Annotated in this window: 17 protein-coding genes and 1 tRNA gene; 5 read left to right on the plus strand and 13 right to left on the minus strand. The window is 73.3% G+C overall.

Going from position 1 to position 18,943, the window contains the following annotated elements:
• Positions 1 to 126: 126 nt before the first annotated feature.
• Positions 127 to 3,828, plus strand: a complete 3,702-nt coding sequence (locus tag ACGFMP_RS02240) for a PAS domain-containing protein (RefSeq protein ID WP_393669711.1) — start codon at positions 127 to 129, stop codon at positions 3,826 to 3,828.
• Positions 3,829 to 3,925: 97 nt separating this feature from the next.
• Here ACGFMP_RS02240 and ACGFMP_RS02245 read toward each other — a convergent pair whose 3' ends face one another.
• Entirely contained in the window at positions 3,926 to 4,474 is a 549-nt protein-coding gene (locus ACGFMP_RS02245) for a carboxymuconolactone decarboxylase family protein (protein ID WP_393669712.1), read from the minus strand.
• Positions 4,475 to 4,632: 158 nt separating this feature from the next.
• Between ACGFMP_RS02245 and ACGFMP_RS02250 the strand changes: the two genes are divergently transcribed.
• Positions 4,633 to 6,015 (plus strand): PLP-dependent aminotransferase family protein, encoded by a 1,383-nt coding sequence (locus ACGFMP_RS02250; protein WP_393670298.1) that lies wholly within the window; start codon positions 4,633 to 4,635, stop codon positions 6,013 to 6,015.
• 170 nt (positions 6,016 to 6,185) lie between these two features.
• Here the strand turns inward: ACGFMP_RS02250 and ACGFMP_RS02255 are convergent, their stop codons facing one another.
• The 4 genes from ACGFMP_RS02255 to ACGFMP_RS02270 all read right to left on the minus strand — a co-directional run bounded on the left by ACGFMP_RS02255 (position 6,186) and on the right by ACGFMP_RS02270 (position 10,445).
• Positions 6,186 to 7,835: a long-chain fatty acid--CoA ligase gene (locus ACGFMP_RS02255; protein WP_393669713.1), complete on the minus strand. Its 1,650-nt coding sequence runs from the start codon at positions 7,833 to 7,835 to the stop codon at positions 6,186 to 6,188.
• A gap of 160 nt (positions 7,836 to 7,995) precedes the next feature.
• The gene (locus tag ACGFMP_RS02260) at positions 7,996 to 8,520 is read right to left on the minus strand and encodes a SigE family RNA polymerase sigma factor (RefSeq protein WP_393669714.1); all 525 of its coding nucleotides are present in this window, start codon (positions 8,518 to 8,520) and stop codon (positions 7,996 to 7,998) included.
• Between the two features lie 303 nt (positions 8,521 to 8,823).
• A complete protein-coding gene (locus ACGFMP_RS02265; RefSeq protein WP_393669715.1) occupies positions 8,824 to 9,738 on the minus strand; it encodes a DUF1906 domain-containing protein in 915 nt (304 codons plus the stop codon).
• A gap of 401 nt (positions 9,739 to 10,139) precedes the next feature.
• Positions 10,140 to 10,445: a hypothetical protein gene (locus ACGFMP_RS02270; RefSeq protein WP_393669716.1), complete on the minus strand. Its 306-nt coding sequence runs from the start codon at positions 10,443 to 10,445 to the stop codon at positions 10,140 to 10,142.
• Positions 10,446 to 10,777: 332 nt separating this feature from the next.
• On the opposite strand from ACGFMP_RS02270, the gene ACGFMP_RS02275 reads away from it, so the two are divergent.
• Positions 10,778 to 11,431, plus strand: coding sequence for a DUF402 domain-containing protein (locus ACGFMP_RS02275; protein WP_393669717.1), 654 nt, complete (start codon positions 10,778 to 10,780; stop codon positions 11,429 to 11,431).
• A gap of 116 nt (positions 11,432 to 11,547) precedes the next feature.
• Here ACGFMP_RS02275 and ACGFMP_RS02280 read toward each other — a convergent pair whose 3' ends face one another.
• Positions 11,548 to 12,288, minus strand: a complete 741-nt coding sequence (locus ACGFMP_RS02280; protein WP_393669718.1) for an SDR family oxidoreductase — start codon at positions 12,286 to 12,288, stop codon at positions 11,548 to 11,550.
• A gap of 134 nt (positions 12,289 to 12,422) precedes the next feature.
• On the opposite strand from ACGFMP_RS02280, the gene ACGFMP_RS02285 reads away from it, so the two are divergent.
• Positions 12,423 to 12,923: an RrF2 family transcriptional regulator gene (locus ACGFMP_RS02285; protein WP_393669719.1), complete on the plus strand. Its 501-nt coding sequence runs from the start codon at positions 12,423 to 12,425 to the stop codon at positions 12,921 to 12,923.
• Between the two features lie 150 nt (positions 12,924 to 13,073).
• On the opposite strand, the gene ACGFMP_RS02290 is transcribed toward ACGFMP_RS02285, so the two are convergent.
• From ACGFMP_RS02290 to ACGFMP_RS02300, 3 genes are all read right to left on the minus strand, one after another.
• Positions 13,074 to 13,697, minus strand: coding sequence for a hypothetical protein (locus tag ACGFMP_RS02290; protein WP_393669720.1), 624 nt, complete (start codon positions 13,695 to 13,697; stop codon positions 13,074 to 13,076).
• Between the two features lie 64 nt (positions 13,698 to 13,761).
• Positions 13,762 to 14,247 (minus strand): HIT family protein, encoded by a 486-nt coding sequence (locus ACGFMP_RS02295; RefSeq protein WP_393669721.1) that lies wholly within the window; start codon positions 14,245 to 14,247, stop codon positions 13,762 to 13,764.
• A 120-nt stretch (positions 14,248 to 14,367) separates the two neighbouring features.
• Positions 14,368 to 15,021, minus strand: coding sequence for a maleylpyruvate isomerase N-terminal domain-containing protein (locus tag ACGFMP_RS02300; protein WP_393669722.1), 654 nt, complete (start codon positions 15,019 to 15,021; stop codon positions 14,368 to 14,370).
• Between the two features lie 123 nt (positions 15,022 to 15,144).
• Between ACGFMP_RS02300 and ACGFMP_RS02305 the strand changes: the two genes are divergently transcribed.
• Entirely contained in the window at positions 15,145 to 15,681 is a 537-nt protein-coding gene (locus tag ACGFMP_RS02305; RefSeq protein WP_393669723.1) for a DUF4240 domain-containing protein, read from the plus strand.
• A gap of 57 nt (positions 15,682 to 15,738) precedes the next feature.
• Here ACGFMP_RS02305 and ACGFMP_RS02310 read toward each other — a convergent pair whose 3' ends face one another.
• The 4 genes from ACGFMP_RS02310 to ACGFMP_RS02325 all read right to left on the minus strand — a co-directional run bounded on the left by ACGFMP_RS02310 (position 15,739) and on the right by ACGFMP_RS02325 (position 18,846).
• A complete protein-coding gene (locus ACGFMP_RS02310) occupies positions 15,739 to 15,987 on the minus strand; it encodes a hypothetical protein (RefSeq protein WP_393669724.1) in 249 nt (82 codons plus the stop codon).
• A gap of 352 nt (positions 15,988 to 16,339) precedes the next feature.
• Positions 16,340 to 16,642 carry a hypothetical protein gene (locus ACGFMP_RS02315; RefSeq protein ID WP_393669725.1) on the minus strand — a complete coding sequence of 101 codons (303 nt, stop codon included), beginning with the start codon at positions 16,640 to 16,642 and terminating at the stop codon, positions 16,340 to 16,342.
• Between the two features lie 284 nt (positions 16,643 to 16,926).
• Positions 16,927 to 17,013, minus strand: a tRNA-Ser gene (locus ACGFMP_RS02320).
• Positions 17,014 to 17,064: 51 nt separating this feature from the next.
• Entirely contained in the window at positions 17,065 to 18,846 is a 1,782-nt protein-coding gene (locus ACGFMP_RS02325; protein WP_393669726.1) for a S1C family serine protease, read from the minus strand.
• Positions 18,847 to 18,943 lie beyond the last annotated feature (97 nt).

Consider the following 18,943-nt stretch of genomic DNA (forward strand, 5'->3'; position numbering starts at 1 on the left):
ATGTCCCGGGGGTGGCGGCAAGATGGGCCGCCCGTAAAGACAGCCGACGGCGCCGGCGGGAGTACGCCGTGCGCGGCAAGCCACCCGGGTCAAGAGAGCAGCGGTAAACCAGAGAGGACGCGTCTCGTGAGCAGCAGGCCATCCAGAGGCGCTGCTCGCCTCGCCTCCATACTCGACGCCCTCCCGGACGCCCTGCTGTTGGTCGACGTCAACGGCACCGTGGTGAACGCGAACGCGATAGCGCTCGAGACGTTCGAGTCCCCCGGGACCGCCCTGGTGGGGCGGGGGCTGCTCGACCTGCTGCCGGCGTTCGACTCCAAGCGCATCCCGGGGTCGATGCGCAGCCCGCGCGAGGCGGCCGAGGACACCAGGACGAAGCCGACCCGGATGGTGGCGCGGCGCACCGACGGCACGGACTTCCCGGTCGAGGTGACCAGCGCGAACCTGGAGAACGGCCGCACGCCGTACGCCGATTACGGCGACGGTGTGCCGCACTACACCGGCGACGAGCTGCTGATGCTGGTGGTCCGCGACCTGACCGGGACGATGGACACCGAGGCCGAACTGGCCCGCCAGCAGCGGCAGACCGAGATGATCCTGCGGGCCGCCGCCGAGGGCGTGGTCGGGGTCGACACGGCGGGCAAGGTCGTGCTGGTCAACCCTTCGGCGGCGCAGATCCTCGGGTATCGGGCCACCGACCTGGGCGGCAAGGAGCTGCACCCGCTGGTGCACCACTCGCGCCCGGACGGCAGCCCGCTGGCGTACGAGGAGACCCCGCTCGCCGACACGCTGCGCAGCGGGCGCAAGCACCGGGTGCGCGGCCAGGTGCTGTGGCGCAAGGACGGCAGGCAGGTCCCGGTCGACCTGACGACCGCGCCGGTACGCGACGGCGACCAGCTGGTCGGTGCGGTGATGACCTTCACCGACCGTTCGGCCTACGACGCGCTCGCCGCTCGTAACGGGCAGCTGAGCGCGCTGCTCGACACCTCGCTGCGCGGACCGCTGGCCGAGCTGCGAGGCGAGCTGACCGGGCTGGCGGCCGACCCCGCGGGACAGCTGTGGCCCGAGGCCAACCAGATCCTGCACCACCTGTCCGCCGGCTATGCCCGTATCACCACCCTCATCGACAACGTGCTGGCCTTCCAGCGGCTCGACCGGGGCGAGGACAAGCTGCGCCGCGAGGACGTCGGGCTCGACCAGGTGATCGCGGCGGCCGTCGAGGGCGCGACCGAGCTGATCGGGCCCGGCCGGGCGCAGTTCGCGGTGCACGCGCCGCCGATCGAGGCGTCGGTGGACGGCGAGCGGATGGCGCAGGCCCTCGCCCACCTGGTCGCGGACGTGGCGGGCATCGACTCGGCCGGCAACGCGATCGCGTACACCGGAGACTCCACGATCGTGGTGGCAGCGGCCCAGCGCGGCGACGTGATCCGTATCGACGTACGCGGCCCGCACGCCGGCGGCGACCCGGTGCATCTCCCGCTGGCCCGCGGCATCGTGGAGCGGCACGGCGGTGTGCTCCAGACCCACGAGGTGCCGGGCCAGGGCAGCGCCTACGTGCTGGAGGTGCCGGCAGGCAAGGGCAACGGCGCGGCCGGCGGCACCACGCGGCGGGTGCACGAGGACGGCTCCGCCGACGGCGCCGACCAGGGCGGTACGCACCAGGGCGGCCCCCTCAGGGGTGACGGTGACGGGCCCCGGGAGTCGGACACCACCGTGATGCCGCTGCCGACCGAGCCCGCTCGGGGCACCCGGCGCCAGGAACTCCCCGCTGCCCGCAAGCCCGCCGAGGACGCGGCCTCCTGGCCGGTGGCGGACCAGGAGCAGCACCAGGACCAGGACCGGCACAACGGCCGGCCGCACGCGGGGCAGGACCAGGACAACCCGGGTGCGCCGACCGGCCGCAGGCGTGCGCTGCGCAGGCCGGAAGGCAGGCCCGAGAGCCGGCCCGCGCCCGTTGAGGCCGCGCCGGCGCCGCCGCAGCCGACAGGCCGCCGCCGGGCCCGCGGTGACGAACCGCAGAACCAGGCCCAGGTCCAGGGCCAGAGCCAGGACCCCGACCCGGCCCAGGAACGCGCGGAACTGCCCGCCGCACCCATCCTCAACGCCCTTCCGCCGGCCGGCGGGGCCGGGCAGTCAGGTACCGACGTCGCCGTGCCCGAGGGGACCGGCCGCCGTGCGGCCCGCCGCGCCGTCGAGCCGCCCGCCGTGCCGGCGCAGCCCCGACCGCAGCCCCAGCCGCACGTGCCGGCCCCGCCCGCGCCCCAGTCGTGGCCGGACGCAGGCCGTACGGCACCGCCCACCCCGCAGGCGTGGCCCGACGCGTCGGCCCAGCCGGCCCGCCAGGCCCCGCCGGTTCCGCAGGCTCCGCTGCCTCCGCAGCTTCCGCAGGCCCCGTCCCCCCGGCCCCCGCAGGCCCAGTCGCAGAACCCGTCCGCCTCGTCCGACGGCCCCGCGGACCCTGCCGCAGGCGGCGCCCCGCGCGCCGCGCTGCCGCCTGCCACGCCGCCGCCCACCAACTGGCCGCCGGCGCAGGGCACCCGGCCGACCCCGGCGGCGCCCCCGCCGCCGCCCGCCCCGACGGCCCCGCAGCAGGACCCGTCCCACAGCACCTACGGCCGTGCCATAAGCGTCCGCACCCTCGGCCAGGGCGTTCCCTTCTCGCACCGGCCGGACGGTTCGCAGGACCCGCAGACCCAGACGCAGGCGGTCGAGGCGCACAGCCCGCAAGGGCTGCCCGCACAGGTCGCGGCGGGTGGTTCAGGGCGGCGCCGCAGGCTCAACCCGGACCGGGCGGCGGACAGCGAGCCGTCGAGCCGCAGCCTGATCCAGCAGGTGCCGAGCCAGCCGCACGGCCCCGGCGGCGAGATGCAGGCCCGCCAGCACCCGCAGGCGGACCCGGACAGCGGCCAGTTGCCCGTACGCCGCCCGGAACCGCCGGTGGCTCCCGAGGAGGAGACGGCCCTGCTGCGGCCGGTGCCGCCCGCGCCCGTGCAGGCGCCCGGCAGGTCTTACGCGATAGGGGCGCCCGCGGCAGGCGCCGACGAGGGCCCCGAGCCGCTGGACGGGCCGAACGGCGCGGTCGACGTCACCGATGTGGCCGACGACCTGATCGAGGACCCGCTCGACGAGCCGCGGCGGCTGCTGGTGTGGCCTGAGCCCGACGTGTCGACCCGGCAGGCGCTGACCGACCGCGGCTACCGCCCGGTGATCGTCCGCTCGCGCGAGGAGGTCGACGCGCAGGTCGCGGAGCCGCCCGCCGCGCTGTTCGTGGACCCGCTGACCGGGCCCATCACCCGTACCGCGCTCCAGGCGCTGCGGCAGGCGGCCGCGGCGGCGGACGTACCCGTCCTGGTGACGGCCGGGCTCGGCCAGGCGACCAGGGAGGCGGCGTACGGCGCCGACCCCGCGGTGCTGCTGAAGGCGCTGGCGCCGCGGGACAGCGAGCAGCACCCGCCCCGGGTGCTGCTGGTGGAGGGCCACGAGGCGATAGCGCAGGCCTTCGCTGCGACGCTCGAGCGCAGGGGCATGCAGGTCGCCCACGCCGGCTCGGAGGCCGAGGCGATGACGAAGGCGGCGCAGATCCACCCGAATCTGGTGGTGATGGACCTGATGCTGATCCGCCGTCGCAGGCAGGGCATCGTGGACTGGCTGCGCGGGCACTCCCGGCTCAACAACACCCCGCTGGTCGTCTACACCTCCGCCGACATCGACCCTGCCGAGCTGCCCCGGCTGGCGTCCGGCGAGACGGTGCTCTTCCTCGCCGAGCGCTCCACCAGTTCGGATGTGCAGTCCAGGATCGTCGACCTGCTGGGCAAGATCGGTACCTGAGCCGTATCGGCACCTGAGCCGTATCGGCACCTGAGCCGTATCGGCACCTGAGCCGATCGGCACCGCGCCGTCAGGCACCGCGCCGTCAGGGGACGGCTCAGTCCTTCCTGGCGCGCTGGTCGGTGCCGGCCACCTTGCGGCTGGTGAGCGCGATGCGGTTCCAGGAGTTGATGGTGAGCACCAGCCCGAGCAGCCGCCCCAGTTCCGCGTCGTCGAACTGCGCGGCGGCCGCGTCGTGGACGTCGTCGGGGACGCCACCCTGCGAGACGAGGGTGACGGCCTCGGCGAAGGCGAGCGCCGCCTGCTCCCTGGCGGAGTAGAAGTGCCGGGCCTCGCGCCAGGTCGGCAGCAGGTACAGCCGCTCCTCGCTCTCGCCGCGCCTGCGGGCGTCCTTGGTGTGCATGTGCAGGCAGTAGGCGCAGCCGTTGATCTGGGAGACGCGGGTCTGCACCAGTTCGACCAGGATCGGGTCGAGGCCGGCGCGGGAGGCGGCGTCGAAGCCGATCAGGGCCTTGAAGACCGCCGGCGCGGCGGTGGCGATGTCGAGGCGGGACGCGGTGGCCGGTACTGCCGTCCCTGCCGTCACTGCCGTGTCCGTCGTGTCCGTCGTGTCCGTCGTGTCCGTCGCGTCTGTCGTCGTTGTCATGTTGATCAGCTTAGAAGTGGTGGTGACCGGGCGTAGAGTGCAATTCCGTGACGGATTCACGGGTCAATTCAACAGACGCGGCAACCCGGGACGGTACCGGCGACCCCCCTTCGGCCGCCGCCGGGTGGGCTTACGCAGCCGGCGGCCTCGGCCGCGACCTGCACGTCGAGCTGGCCACCCACGGCGACAGCGGCCGGGGCGGCAGGCGGGCCGTACTCGCCAGGGCGCTGCGGGACGCGGTCAGCTCCGGGCGGCTCCCACCCGGCACCCGGCTGCCGCCCTACCGCTCGCTGGCCGCCGACCTCGGCATGGCCAGGAACGCGGTCGCCGACGCCTACGCGGAACTCGTCGCCGAAGGCTGGCTCACCGCACGGCAGGGCTCCGGCACCCGGGTCGCCGAACGCGCCGCGGCGCCGCCCGCGCCCGACCCGCCGCCCTCCCCCGCACCCCGGCCCGCCTTCGACCTGCGGCAAGGCCTCCCGCACACCGGGTCATTCCCCCGGACGAGCTGGCTTGCCGCGTCCCGGCGGGCCCTGACCAGCGCCCCGAACGACGCCTTCGGGCCCGGCGACCCGCGCGGCCGCATCGAGCTGCGCAGGGCGCTGGCCCGCTACCTGGCCAGGGCGCGCGGGGTGCGGACGTCCCCCGAGCGGATCGTGGTCTGCTCCGGGGTCGGCGGCGCCCTGCGGCTGCTCGCGACCGTCGCGCAGGTGCGGTCGGCGCCGGTCGCCGTGGAGGCGTACGGGCTGCCGCACCATCGGCGCATCCTGACCGCGGCCGGCCTGCCCACGGTCCCGCTCCCCGTCGACGGGCGCGGCGCCGACACGGCGGGGCTCGGGGCGTCCGGCGCGGCGAGCGTACTGCTCACGCCCGCGCACCAGTTCCCGACCGGCGTAGCCCTGCACCCGGACCGGCGGGCGGCCGCCGTCGCCTGGGCGCGGTCGGTCGGCGCCCTGGTCTTCGAGGACGACTACGACGGCGAATTCCGTTACGACCGGCAACCGGTGGGGGCGGTGCAGGGGCTCGACCCGGAGCGGGTGGTGTATCTGGGCTCGGCCAGCAAGAGCCTGTCGCCCGCCCTGCGGCTCGGCTGGATGGCGCTGCCCGCGCACCTCGTCGACGTGGTCGTCGCGGCCAAGGGCGAGCGGGAGCAGACGGTGAGCGCGCTCGACCAGTTGACGCTGGCCGACTTCATCGAGTCCGGCCGCTACGACCGGCACCTGCGCGGGATGCGGCAGCGCTACCGGCGGCGCCGCGACCAGCTGGCCGCGGTGCTGGCGGAAAAGGCGCCGCACGTCGAGGTGACGGGGATCGCGGCAGGGCTGCACGCCGTGCTGCGCCTCCCGCCGGGCACGGAAGGCGCGGTGGCTCGGGCCGCCGCCTTCCAGGGGCTCGCGCTGGAAGCCCTGACGGACTTCCGCCACCCTGCCGCGTCCGGGGACACGCCGGGCGACGGCCTCGTCGTGGGCTACGCCGCACCCCCGGACTCGGCTTTCACGGCGTCCCTGGCCGCCCTCTGCCAGGTCCTCCCGGCGCCTTAGCGGGTGTGCCCCCCAGGCCCGGGGGCGCCGTCCCGGGGGGCTCCCGGGGTCACCGGGAGCTGCGCGCCCGGCCGCGTCGTCACCCGCGCCCGGGGGAGGGGGCGTCGTGGGAACCCGGGCGCGGCAGCCGGCGCCAGTGCTGCGACCGGGAGGGTTCACCGGTCGCAGCGCTAGATCCGCGTGACGTCCAACTCCCCGTCGGCGTACGACTGCCGGATCACCTTCTTGTCGAACTTCCCCACGCTCGTCTTCGGCACCGCCGGGATCCGCGCCCACCGCTCGGGGACCTGCCAGCGGGCGATCCGCCCGGCCAGGAAGTCGCGCAGCTCGGCGAACCCCGTGTCCGTGCCCTCGGCCAGCACCACCGCGGCCAGCGGGCGCTCGCCCCACCGCTCGTCGGGCACGGCCACCACCGCGGCCTCGGCGACATCCGGATGGGCCATCAACTCGTTCTCCAGCTCGACCGACGAGATCCACTCGCCGCCCGACTTGATGACGTCCTTGGCCCGGTCGGTGAGGGTGAGATAGCCGTCGGGCGAGATGACGCCGACGTCACCCGTCCGCAGCCAGCCGTCCGCGCTGAACTTGTCCTCGGGCCGGAGCGGATCACCGCCCGCGCCGCCGTAGTACGAACCGGCGATCCACGGCCCGCGCACCTCCAGCTCGCCCGCCGACTCGCTGTCCCACGGCATCACCGATCCGTCGGGCCCGATCAGCCGGGCCTCGACGGAGGCGGGGAAGCGGCCCTGCGTGATGCGGTAGGCCCACTCCTCGTCGCCCACCGCCCCGGCCGGCGGCAGAGCGACCGTGCCCAGCGGCGAGGTCTCCGTCATGCCCCAGGCGTGGCAGAGCTGCACACCCAGCTGCTCGTCGAAGGCCTTCATCAAGGCGGGCGGGCAGGCGGAACCCCCGATGGTGACCCGCTGGAGCGAACTGACGTCGCGCGGCTTGGCGGTCAGCTCCGCCAGCAGGCCCTGCCAGATGGTCGGCACGGCGGCGGAGTGCGTGGGCCGCTCGCTCTCGATCATCTCGGCGAGCGGCGCCGGCTGCAGGAAGCGGTCCGGCATCAGCATGCTGACGCCGGTCATGAAGGCCGCGTGCGGCAGGCCCCACGCGTTGACGTGGAACATCGGGACCACCGGCAGCGTCGTGTCGTGGACGGTCAGGCCCATCGACTCGGCCGAGTTGACCTGCATCGAGTGCAGGTAGATCGAACGGTGGGAGTAGACCACGCCCTTCGGGTGTCCGGTCGTGCCGGAGGTGTAGCACATGGCGGCGGCGCTGCGTTCGTCCAGCTCGGGCCAGGCGTGGCTGACGGGGCGGCCGGCCAGCAACTCCTCGTAGTCGTGCACGGCGGGGCGGCAGCCGTCCAGCAGGGCTCGGTCACCGGGTCCGACGACGACGATGTGCTCCAGCGGTTCGAGGAGCGGCAGCAGCGGGGCGAGCAGCGGCAGCAGGGAGCCGTTGACCAGGACCACCCGGTCGGCGGCGTGGTTGACGATCCAGACCAGCTGGTCGGCGGGCAGCCGCAGGTTGAGGGTGTGCAGCACCGAGCCCATGGAGGGGATGGCCAGATAGGCCTCCAGATGCTCGGCGTTGTTCCACATCAGGGTCGCCACCCTGTCGCCTTCCGCGACGCCGAGCTCGTCGCGCAGCGCGTTCGCCAGCTGCACGGCTCGTATGCCCACCTCGCGGAAGGTACGGCGCTGCGGCTCGCCCTCCCCCGTCCAGGTCGTCACCTTCGACCGGCCGTGCACCACCGTCCCGTGCAGGAGGATGCGGGTCACGGTCAGCGGTACGTCCTGCATGGTGCTCAGCACAGCGGGCCTCCGGCGGGCTACATGAGGTCGACGGGGTCGGTATCCCGCGATTGTGGTGTCATACCGGGTGGTATGTCACTACCTCGCGCCGCGACCCGCGCGCCGGGCCCCCGCGCAGCCTCCGCCCCGGCCTTTCGGGGCCCGGCCGGTGGCCAGGAATTCAGGCCACGCACAGCTCCAGCTCGGGGTCGTCGCGCAGCTTGCCCAGCGCGCGCGACACCGCGCTCTTGACGGTGCCGATCGAGACGCCCATCGCCTCCGCGGTCTGCGCCTCGCTCATGTCCTCGTAGTAGCGAAGCACCACCATGGCGCGCTGGCGCGGGGGGAGCCGGGCTATCGCGCGCAGCAGGGCGTCGCGCTGCGCCTGCTGCTCGGTGATGTCGGGCCCGTCGGTGGCAGCGGGCTCGGGCAGCTCGTCGGTGCTGAACTCGTCGACCTTGCGCTTGCGCCACTGCGAGGTCCTGGTGTTGACCAGGGTGCGGCGGACGTAGCCGTCGACGGCCCGGTGGTCGTCGATCCGGTCCCAGGCGAGGTAGGTCTTGGTCAGCGCGGTCTGGAGCAGGTCCTCCGCATCGGCGGGGTTCGGGGTCAGGGAGCGCGCGGTGCGCAGCAGCGTCGGGCCCTTGGTGCGTACGTAGATGGTGAACTGCGTCATGCTGGCGCTGGTGCACACAGGCGTGGTCATGGCTCCACGCTAGGAGGCGCGGGGCCCTTCGCGGATCGGCCGCAGGTGCCGAAACGGGATCACTCTCAGGTCGTAGGGCGGGGGCTTTCCCCACCCCCCGAGGGGGGAGCCGCGGGCCGCTGTCCCGCAGGGGATACACCTGAGGGTGTACGGGGGAGCGGCGTACCGGAGCGGCGGCCCGCGCCTCCCGCCGGGGATCCAGCGCCTCCCGCCGGTGCCCCCGCGGCCCCCGCCGGTGCCCCCGCGGCTCCCGCCGGTGCTCCCGCGGCCCGCCCCTGGGAACCTCCCCCCGCTCCGGTGGCGTCAGTCGACGACGGCGACCGGGGCGTCGACGAGGTCGCGGTCGATGTTCAGCTTCTTGCCGCCGTACGACTCGGTGACGCTGCCGGTGTACTGGTGGATGCGGGCGTGGGACGCCCACGCGCCGTCGCTCAGCGCCGGCTCGTCGGTCAGCGTCGCGCTGACGCCCCAGCGGGCGTACCAGACGACGTCCGGCAGGTCGTCGGCGCCGGCCTTGCGGGCCGTCTCGACGTGCTTGATACCGGAGTCCGCGCTGCTGTAGAAGCCGGCCAGGTATCCCGCGGCCCGCACCTGGCGGTCCCAGCCGCGCAGGAAGGTCAGGGTCGCGGCGGCACAGTCCTTGTCGTCGATGTCGTACGCCTCCATGTCGAGGTAGAGCGCGCTGCCCTCGCCGAGGCCCAGCGCCTGGGCGCTGTCGACGGCGTCCGCGCCCTCGGTGCCGCCCTGCGTCGCCGCCGTCGACGGGTCGATGCGGTAGGGGTTCTTGTTGGAGCCGCTGACGCAGGGGCTCTGCGAACCGACGTAGATCGGCAGCAGGCTCCATCCCGCGTCCGTGGTCTGCCGCACCCAGTCGGTTGTCAGATGGGCCTGGCTCTTGCAGGCGCGGGCCCGGCCGCCGAAGTAGATGCCGACGGCCCGGTAAGCGGAGGACGCCCGCCATGCCGCCATCGTCGCCAGGTCGGGTGCCTGGCAGGTGTCGAACCCGCGGCCCTGGAAAATACGGGGTGCGATGTCGGCCCGGTTCGCGGCGCCGGCTCCGGGCCGGGCGGTGGCGCCGGGGTGGACGCCGGCTCCGGGCTGGCCGGTGGCCTCGGATCGGGCGGTGGCACTCACCGCGGGGAGGAGCAGGCCGGTCAGGGTGAGGGCGCCGACCAATACGTGATGGACATAACGGATAAAAGTACTTTTCTCGCTCATTCAGCGAGTGAATGCGGCGACCGGCTCCCTATCGCGCAGACACGCCGCCGCACCCCCGTCCGCGACGGCCTTCCGGCGCAGCGCCCCGCCCCTTGGAGCCGAGGCCGGCCGATCAGCGGGGCCCGGCTGATGGGCTACGACCCGGCCGATCAGCGGGGCCCGGCTGATGGCTACGACCCGGCCGATCAGCGGGGCCGTAGCCTCCCGCTTCCGTTGTCCACAGCCTGTGGACAACGGAAGCGGACACCCCGCCACCCCCTGGACAGCGGCGGGCGCGCGACGGCACGGGGATGCCGCCGCGCACCCTGACATGGGGCTTCAGACCTCGGGCCGCGAGCCACGAGCCTCAGCCGCCCGGCGCGCGCTGGTCACGCCGGCACCACCTCCCCCCGGAAGCCGGATCACCCGAACGGCGGGAAATGAATATTGACGACATTCTGCTCGACCGCCGTGAAGCCGGTGCCCGTTGCGCTCGCCGTGTTGTTCTCGTTCGACGCGCCGGTACCGGTGGCCGCCTGCTGGGTCGTCGTCACATTGCCGGAATTCCCGGGGCCCACATTGCCGCCGGAGTTGCTCACCACCGACGCGTTCGACTGGCCACCCGCGAAAGCGCCGTCGTCGGCCACGGCGGTGCCGGAGAACAGCACCGCCGCGACGGGCAGTGCGGCCACGGCGGCCAGAAGACGGACGGTACGGATGCTTGCCATGGAGATCCCTCCCAGGGGACAGATATTTCGGACTCGGACCTACTGCTGCCTGCGGTGGAGCGGCCGGCCGACCGCTCCACCCCTTCTCCGACGACGTCGCCGAGACCAGACTTGCCCATCACATCCGCACCGAACGCGCCCAGTTGATCCATTTCCCTCGCACGCGTGACGATCTGCCGACAAACATCCGCGACGATCGTTTTCATGGCATTCGCGGCATTCACACACGCCCTGCGCGCCCCCGCTTTCACGCCAGGCGTCCGTGGCCTCCGGCCTGACCCCTGGCCCACCCCCGGCCTCCGCCACATCCGTGGCCCGATCGAAGGAGCGGCATGCCCCCGTTTTTCGCGACAGGAAGCACCGTCGTCCGCCGGGACGTCTTCCGCGGGAAGGTGTGGAGCGCGCAGGCCCTGCGCGTCGTGGGCGACACGCAGGACGCGCTGGTCGCCGCCTGCCGGCCCGGCGCGCAGGGGCTTGCCGCCGCCCGCTGGATCGCGTCCCGCCGCAATGGCGACCCGGCCGGCGCCGCCGCCGACCGGGACCGGTCGCTGCTCGACCTGGCCTCGGGTGATTGGCGGCTGGGCGACTGGCGCTGGGAGGACACCGTCGCGCTGCTCTGGAATCCGCCGGGGACCTACTTCAGCGTCAACGCCTACTTCTCCCCCTCCGCGGACCACCGGCTCCTGCGGTGGTACGTCAACTTCCAGCGCCCGCTGCGCCGGACGGCAGCCGGCTTCGACACCTTCGACCTGCTGGTCGACCTCGTGGTCGCGCCCGACCTGTCCCGCTGGGAGTGGAAGGACGAGGACGAATACGCCCACGGGCGGCGGCTCGGCGTGGTCGACGACACGGACCACCTGGCGCTGGAGGCGGCGCGCGGACAGGTGCTGGCGATGATCGGGGAGCAGGCGGGTCCTTTCGCGGCGGACGCCGGGTGGACCGCCTGGCGCTCGGACCCGTCGTGGCCTGCCCCACTACTGCCCTGAGCCCTCCGAGGTCGGCTCCCGTACTCCCCCGAGCCCGTCGTGGCCGACCCCGATACTCCCCTTGGCCCTGAGTCCCGGGGCGGCCGTACCCGGGCCGCCGCGGGTGACCGGGCGGGTCAGCGGGCCTGCTTCAGCCAGTCCTGGTAGTGCGTCGGGACCACCCGGGCGTCCGGCCCGCCGATGAGCACGTCGCCGACGACGGCGGCGAACATCCCGGCCTGGTCGTCGGTGACGACCCTCCTGCCGTCCCCCTTCGCGGCCAGCGTGATCTTCCCCAGCTCGGTGAGCGCGAAGACGTCGGGGCCGGCGTAGTTGCGGATCCCCCGCAGCGGCGCGCCGGTGGCGACCTCGAAGACCGCGGCGGCGACGTCCGCGGCGGCCATCGGCTGGATGGGGGTCGCGGGCAGCCGCACGGTGTCCGCGTCGGAGGTCCAGGACATGACCGCCTCCATGAACTCGAAGAACTGCGTGACGCGCACGATGGAGTACGGCGTCGGCCCCTGCATGAGCAGCTCCTCCTGCAACTCCTTGGCCCGGTAGTAGTCCAGCGCGGGCACCTGGTCCACGCCGACGATCGACAGGACGACCTGGTGCCCCACCCCGGCCCGCTCGCCCGCCGCGAGCAGGTTGCCCATCGAGGTGCGGAAGAAGTCGAGGGACGCCTCGTCGAAGGTCGGCGAGTTCGCCAGGTTGATCACGACGTCGGCGCCTTCGAGCGCCTGGTCGAGGCCCTTGCCCGTGATCAGGTCGACCCCGGTGGACAGCGCCGCGGGCACGGCCTCGTGCCCGGCGTCGGTCAGCATCCGCACCACCTGGGAGCCGATCAGTCCGGTACCGCCGATGACTGTGAACTTCATGTCCGTGCCTTTCGTCGCGTGCCGTCGGGCACGCCGGGGTCGACGGAGGACGCGCCTCCGTAACTCGGATACTTCTTGTCCGAGATCATAGTCGGATAGTATTTATCCGAGTCAAGTGGAGGGAGTGCGAGTCCGTGAAGTTGTCCGGCGGTGTCGAGTGGGCGCTGCACTGCTGCGTCGTCCTGACCGCCGCGGCAGAGCCGGTTCCCGCGGCCCGCCTCGCGGAGCTGCACGACGTCTCGGGCAGCTACCTGGCCAAACAGCTCCAGGCGCTCTCCCGCGCCGACCTCGTGCGCTCGGTCCAGGGCAAGGCCGGCGGTTACGCGCTGACCAGGCCGCCCGCTGAGATCAGCGTCCTCGACGTCGTCACGGCCATCGACGGCCCCGAGCCCGCGTTCGTCTGCACCGAGATCCGCCGGCGCGGCCCGATGGCGGCAGCCGACGAGGCCTGCACCCGCCCCTGCCCCATCTCCCGGGCGATGGCCACCGCGGACGCCGCCTGGCGGGCCGCCCTGAAGGCGATATCCATCGCCGACCTCGCGGCGGGCGTCAACGACGACTACGGCCCCGGCGCCATGGCGGGCATCCAGACCTGGCTGTCCGGCCCGTCCGCCCTCGGATCGCCGGCCGGCTGAGTACGACCCGCCCGCGCGCCGGATCCCCGCGCTCGGTCCTCACGCCCGCTCCGCCCGCCCGGACCCTTGCGCCCGCGCCCGAGATCCCTTCCGTCCGCGCGTCCCATCCCTGACGTCCGCGCGTCCGGACTCCTCCGTGCCCGCGTCCGGTCAGTCGAAGGCCACCACGAGCCGGACACCGTCCGCGCCGAACCGGTCCGCCAGCGCCCTCATCACGTTGAACACGTACGGCCAATGCGTACCCGCGCCGAGCACGGCACCGGCAGCGAGCGATTCGTACCTGCACCGCACGCCCCCGCTGACCCACTCCGTACCGGTGTCCGCTTCCCCCAGCCCGACCGGTCGCGGGCCCACCGCGGCGACCACTTCGGGCGGCCACCGCGCCGGTACGAGCACCTGGTGGTGGGTGGACGGCGGGTCCAGGGCGGACCAGCTGAGCCTGCCCGCGTAGGACTCGGGCCCGGCGGCGGGATCGAGGGAGGCGACGTCGGCCCAGCTGACCCAGGTCGCGTCCGTCAGGAAGCCGTCCCGCACCGAATCCCACAGGTCCGCCCGCAGCCCGCTCGACAGGTCGGCAGGAAGGCCGCGGCCCGCGGCGAGCGGGCGGTAACCCGCGGTGTTGCGCACCCCGAAGAGGCAGCCGAAGGCGGCGTAGTCGCTCTGGTCGTACAACGGCCAGAGGTCGACCGCAGCGACCCACGGCTCGCCCTCGTAGTGGTCGGAGCCGACGCCGGGATGCCGGTATTCGATACCACCGTGGATGCCGGTACTCATACCGGCCGACGTTACCGAGCCCGACCGAAGCGCCCGAAGCCCGGTCGGGCCGGGCGCCCGGCGGTCATGCCGAACCGTCCGCGTCGGTGGCGTCGGTGGCGTCGGGGGCGGCGGAGACGTCGGCGTCGGTGGGGCCCAAGGCCGCTCTCAGGCGGTCGCACACCGCCTCGACCTCCGCCCTGCCCGGGACGACGCCGCGCTCGAACATCGCCACCTGCAGCGCGGGGCCATGGCAGCCGAACTCGGCCATGTCCGCCGAGCTGACCGGCTGCACGACGAAGTGGAGGTGCCCGGGGACACCGCCGGCGTGGGACCAGAGGCAGACGTAGACCTGTTCGGGGTCAGACACGGAGGTGACGGCTTCGCTGATCCGGGCCAGCAGCGGCCCGAGTTCGGCGGACTCCTCCGCCGTCAGGTCGGCGAGATGCAGAACGTGCCTGACAGGCTTGACCACCGCGGTGCCCAACCCCAGCGGCCCGACGCAGTGTTCTGCCACCCAGTGCGCGGCGCGCAGCAGCGTGCCGCCGGGCAGCGGGGCAGCGCCGGACATCAAGTCACAGGCCAGACAGCCGTTCACGGTCTCTCGCCCCTCGCCGACCACAGTGCCTCCCGGAACCGCCTCCACTGCCGACGTGCCGCCGGCCCCTATCCACCACGCCTGTCGATCCCTTCAACCCAGCGCGAGCGGAAACCTCCCGGTCGGCCCGCCCAGGGCGGCGCTCTCGGCATCCGTCCGTACCCGCCGTCCGGTCCCGACCAGCAGCGCGTCCCGGTCGGAGAAGGCCGCCGGAATCGGCCCGCCGCCAACCCTCTCGAGCAACGCCCGTGCGGCCGCCAGACTTTCGGCGGACGGACCGGCAGCAGAGGGCAGATGCGCGACCAAGTCCAGGTGGTGCAGCGTCCACTCCAGGACATACGCCGACAGGTAGTCCGCGACGGTCAGCACCTTGCCCTGGGTGCCGACGCGGGCGTCCGGGTCGGCGAGCTCCGCGGCCCGCCCGGCGGCGGAACCCACGTCATCGAGGTGGAAGGCGAGCAGCCCCGGGTCGCCGTAGGCGGCGGCCAGCCTGGGGATCAAGGCGTCGAGCGGATCCTCACCCGTCGGCGGCTCCACCCGATCCCAGTAAGTGGCCGAGTCCGCGGTCGGCTCGGCCTCCGCAGGAGTGACCAGCGTGATCAGCACGTCCTGCGCATCGATGACCAGATGGCACACGAGGTCTCGCACCAGCCACCCGGCGCAGCCGGACGGCCGCTCCCAGTCCTGCTCGGAGAGTTCGTCCACCGCCGTGCGCAAGGCCGCCCAGGAGCGGGAGAAGAGATCCATTCCCGGCACGGTAACGCCCCCAGGAAACGCCGGACAAGAGCCTCGGGGGCGGCCCGCCGTCCGGGGTGCCCGGCTTTCGGCAACCGCGCTCCGTGTCAGTGCCGCATGGCAGGCTCCGCTGACGTGAACCGAGAGCATTTCTGGCAACTCATCGCAGCGGCCCGCGACCAGGCGCACGACCCGGACGACGGCGAGACGGTCGCCCGCCTGGCATCGCTGCTGCTGGCCACCCGCCCGGTCGACGAGATCGTCGCGGCGCAGGGGGAGTTGTGGGACCTGATGGCCGACTCCTACACGAACCCCCTCTGGGCCGCCGCCTATCTCATCAACGGCGGATGCTCGGACGACGGCTTCGACTACTTCCGCGGCTGGCTGATAAGCCAGGGGCGCGAAGCGTTCGAACGCATTGTCGCCGACCCCGACTCCCTCGCGGAGACACCCGTCGTGCGGCAAGTGGCGCTCGACGGACTCGACCTGGAGAGCGAGGACATGCTGGGCATCGCCTGGAACGCCCACCTCGCCGCCACCGGAGAACAACTCCCCCGCGGGGCCTTCACCATCCGCTATCCGGTACTGGACGCCACCTGGAATTTCGACTTCGACGACCGGGCCGAAATGGCCCGCCGCCTGCCACGCCTGGCCGCGCTCTGCCTGGGGTAGGGCAGACCCTTTCAGGCGGCCGGGTGTCCGTACGGCTTCGCCGTCGACCGAACGCCATTACGGTCGGGCCTGGCACAGGTCGTCGTAGACACCGTCGGGATCGACTTGCGCGCGGTAGCCGAAGTGAAGCCGGAGCGTGCCGTCACCGTCTGCCAGGCCGACCGCGTCGACCAGGCCCCCAGGCAGCATCCGGGGCCGTCTCCACTGCGCCGCCACCACGGCAAGGGCCGTACCGCCCCGGCCACCGCTGTGCACCACCCATGTCGCCTGCCTGAACCACGGGAGGTAGTGGTCACGCCTGATCACGGCGAGGATGTCAGGGATCCCGGACTGCCCAGGAAGCTCCCACACTTGGCTATGCGGAGCGTCCGCGTCGTCCCCCAACGCGACACTTCCCCGCGTGACCAGCACCTTCATGGGCCCGAGCCTAGTGCGACGTACTCGGCCGCCATGTGCCGTAGCCGGCCTGATGAGCAGGCCGCGGACCGTGTCGACGGCCAGAGTGCGGCTGGCGCCGACGCTGTCGGACGTGGCGAAGGTTCGGTGCGGGCACCGACAACAGACATCTCGACAACTACATCGGCCTTCGAAACAGCCCCAGCCTTGCCCGCTGGCCGCGCTACCGCGCCGGGAAACACCAGGATCCCGACATTCAAGCTCAGCCGAGCGCGTAGAAGATCGCTTCGCCGAGGTTGACGACGAACCCCACCGCCGCGAACCAGCCGATGACCTCAAGCGCCCAGCCCGTCAGCCGAGCGGAGGCACTCGGACGCGGCGGCCGCAGGCCTGACAGGGCGCCGTCGACGACGACGCCGCCAGGCGCGGCCAGCGGGCTGCGTCCGGTGCGGCGAAAGGTGCGTCCCCACCAGAGGGAGCCCACCGCGATCAGTACCGCGAGGCCTGCGGTCTCGAAGTATTTTGCCGTGGAGTACGCCTGCGCGGCCACATAGGCATGGTCCATCTCATCCCCCAGAATTGGCTGAGCCAGATGATCTCATGTTGACCGTGCTCGGCCACCCTCGATTTGTCGGCCGGGTTGTCGGCGACGCCTGAATCGCCGGACCCTCACAGCCGGACTGGCTTAGGGAGGCGGATCCACGTAGACCCCCGAAGCCGGTCCACGCCTGGCCCACACGCGCTGGCCTACCGCCGGCCATACGCGGGCCAGGGCGGGACAGCGCAACGCAGAGCGGGTGCCCCCAAGCTCAGGGCACCCGCTCTGACCTGCTCGTACTGCTACCTCTGCGGAGGCTGTGGGATTTGAACCCACGGTGACATCGCTGCCACGACGGTTTTCAAGACCGTTCCCTTCGGCCGCTCGGGCAAGCCTCCCCGCAGTGCCGGAGGACCCGGGGTGGGGGTCCTGGGCGTGCGGGGCACAGCTTACTGGGCGGAGTCGCCGACGCGGGAGCCGAGGGTGACGGTGGTGGTGTGGGAGGTGCCGTTGCGGGTGTAGACGAGGGTGGCCTTGTCCTTGGGCTGGTGCTGCCAGATCTCGCCGATGAGGGTCTCGTCGCTGTCGATGATCGTGTGGTCGAACTCGGTGATCACGTCGCCGGGCTTGAGGCCGGCCAGTGCGCCGGGGCCGCCGGCCTGGACGGAGTCGCTGGTGGCGCCGATCTTGGCGCCGTCGCCCTGGTACTGGCCGTCGAGGCTGACGAGCATGACCGGGTAGACCGGCTGGCCGGTCTTGATCAGCTCGTCGGCGACGCGCTTGGCCTGGTTGATCGGAATGGCGAAGCCGAGGCCGACGCTGCCGCCCTGGGTGCCGGGCTGGGCGCTGCCGCCGGGCTGGATGGCGGAGTTGATGCCGATGACGGCGCCGTTGGCGTTGAGCAGCGGGCCGCCGGAGTTGCCCGGGTTGATGGAGGCGTCGGTCTGGATGGCGCTCATGTAGGACGCCGAGGAGCCCTGGCCGTCGCTGGAGGCGACCGGGCGGTGGACGGCGCTGACGATGCCCGTGGTCACCGTGCCGGACAGGCCGAAGGGTGCGCCGATGGCGATGGTGGCGTCGCCGACCGCGGCCTGGTCGGAGTTGCCGAGCGGCAGCGGGGACAGCGTCACGCCCGAGGCGTTCTTGAGCTTGATGACCGCGACGTCGTAGCCCTGGGCGCGGCCCACGACCGAGGCGTCGTAGGTCTTGCCGTTGGAGAAGGTGACGGTCAGCTTGCCGCCGTCGGCTGCCGGGGCGACGACGTGGTTGTTGGTGAGGATGTGGCCCTCGGTGTCGTAGACGAAACCGGTGCCGGTGCCGCTCTCCTGGCTGCCGCTGGCCTTGATGGTGACGACGCGGGGCAGCGCCTTGCCCGCGATGCCTGCCACGGAGGTGGGCGCGCGGTTGAGGGCCTTCTGGCTGCCGGAGTCGGAGACGGTGGTGGAGGAGGTCGTGTTGTTGTCGTCGTTGTGCTCTGCCGCCCAGTAGCCGATGCCGCCGCCGACACCGCCCGCGACGAGCGCGGCCACCAGGACGGCGGCGACCAGGCCGCCGATGCCGCGGCGCTTGCGGCCGCCGTCCGGCGGGGTCGGCACGGGCGCGCCCCACACCGGGCCCTCGGGGCCGCCGCCGCCGTAGCCGGGCTGGGTCTGCGGGTGCTGGCCACCGGTGGCATACGCGGGGGTGGACGGTACGGCGTAGGGGTCCTGGGGCGGGTTGTGCGCGGGCTCGCCGCCGTACGCGGGGGGCTGCTCGGCGCCGTAGGCGGGCCGGTGCGGGGGCTGCTCGGCACCGTAGGCGGGCGCCTGGGTGTACGGCTGCGCCTGGGCCGGCACGACGGGTGCCTGCGGGGCGGCGGGGGCCGGGGCGTCGTGCACGGGCTGCCGCGGGGCCGCGGGGGCGTCGTAGGCGGCCGGCTTGTGCGCCTCGTGGCCGCCGTGCTCGTACGGCGCGGCCGCGGGCGCCTGCGGGGCGGGCGGCACGGGGGACGGCGTCTGGTGGGTGAGCGCGGCCGGCGGCGGACCGTACGGGGACGGCGGGCCGACCGGCGGGGGCGCCTGCGCGGGAAGTACCTCGGTCCTCGGTGCGTCGTCCGGCGCGGGGGGCGTCGGCGGGGCCGCCGGAGGAGCGGGGGCCTGTGCCGCCGCGGCACCGTCGGGCGCGGCACCGTCGGGCGCGGTCGCTGCCGACTCCGCAGCCGGTACGGATCCGGCTTCGTTCTCGGTGCTCACAGCGTTTCTCCTCGGGTCAGGGCAGGGTGGTGGGCCGAGCACAGCATTTCCCACGGCGTGTCGGACCGCCGTAAGCGGTAGCTGTGCATGTCCGTGG

Source organism: Streptomyces sp. NPDC049040, from assembly GCF_043197715.1.
Taxonomy (GTDB): Bacteria; Actinomycetota; Actinomycetes; order Streptomycetales; family Streptomycetaceae; genus Actinacidiphila.

What these genes read in the sequence shown, in the direction of transcription:
- ACGFMP_RS02260 (WP_393669714.1), bottom strand. Translation starts at nt 8,520, where the DNA reads ATGACCACGCCTGTGTGCACCAGCGCCAGCATGACGCAGTTCACCATC.
- ACGFMP_RS02300 (WP_393669722.1), bottom strand. Translation starts at nt 15,021, where the DNA reads ATGGATCTCTTCTCCCGCTCCTGGGCGGCCTTGCGCACGGCGGTGGAC.
- ACGFMP_RS02295 (WP_393669721.1), bottom strand. Translation starts at nt 14,247, where the DNA reads ATGTCCGGCGCTGCCCCGCTGCCCGGCGGCACGCTGCTGCGCGCCGCG.
- ACGFMP_RS02315 (WP_393669725.1), bottom strand. Translation starts at nt 16,642, where the DNA reads ATGGACCATGCCTATGTGGCCGCGCAGGCGTACTCCACGGCAAAATAC.
- ACGFMP_RS02280 (WP_393669718.1), bottom strand. Translation starts at nt 12,288, where the DNA reads ATGAAGTTCACAGTCATCGGCGGTACCGGACTGATCGGCTCCCAGGTG.
- ACGFMP_RS02290 (WP_393669720.1), bottom strand. Translation starts at nt 13,697, where the DNA reads ATGAGTACCGGCATCCACGGTGGTATCGAATACCGGCATCCCGGCGTC.
- ACGFMP_RS02245 (WP_393669712.1), bottom strand. Translation starts at nt 4,474, where the DNA reads ATGACAACGACGACAGACGCGACGGACACGACGGACACGACGGACACG.
- ACGFMP_RS02270 (WP_393669716.1), bottom strand. Translation starts at nt 10,445, where the DNA reads ATGGCAAGCATCCGTACCGTCCGTCTTCTGGCCGCCGTGGCCGCACTG.
- ACGFMP_RS02265 (WP_393669715.1), bottom strand. Translation starts at nt 9,738, where the DNA reads ATGAGCGAGAAAAGTACTTTTATCCGTTATGTCCATCACGTATTGGTC.
- ACGFMP_RS02275 (WP_393669717.1), top strand. Translation starts at nt 10,778, where the DNA reads ATGCCCCCGTTTTTCGCGACAGGAAGCACCGTCGTCCGCCGGGACGTC.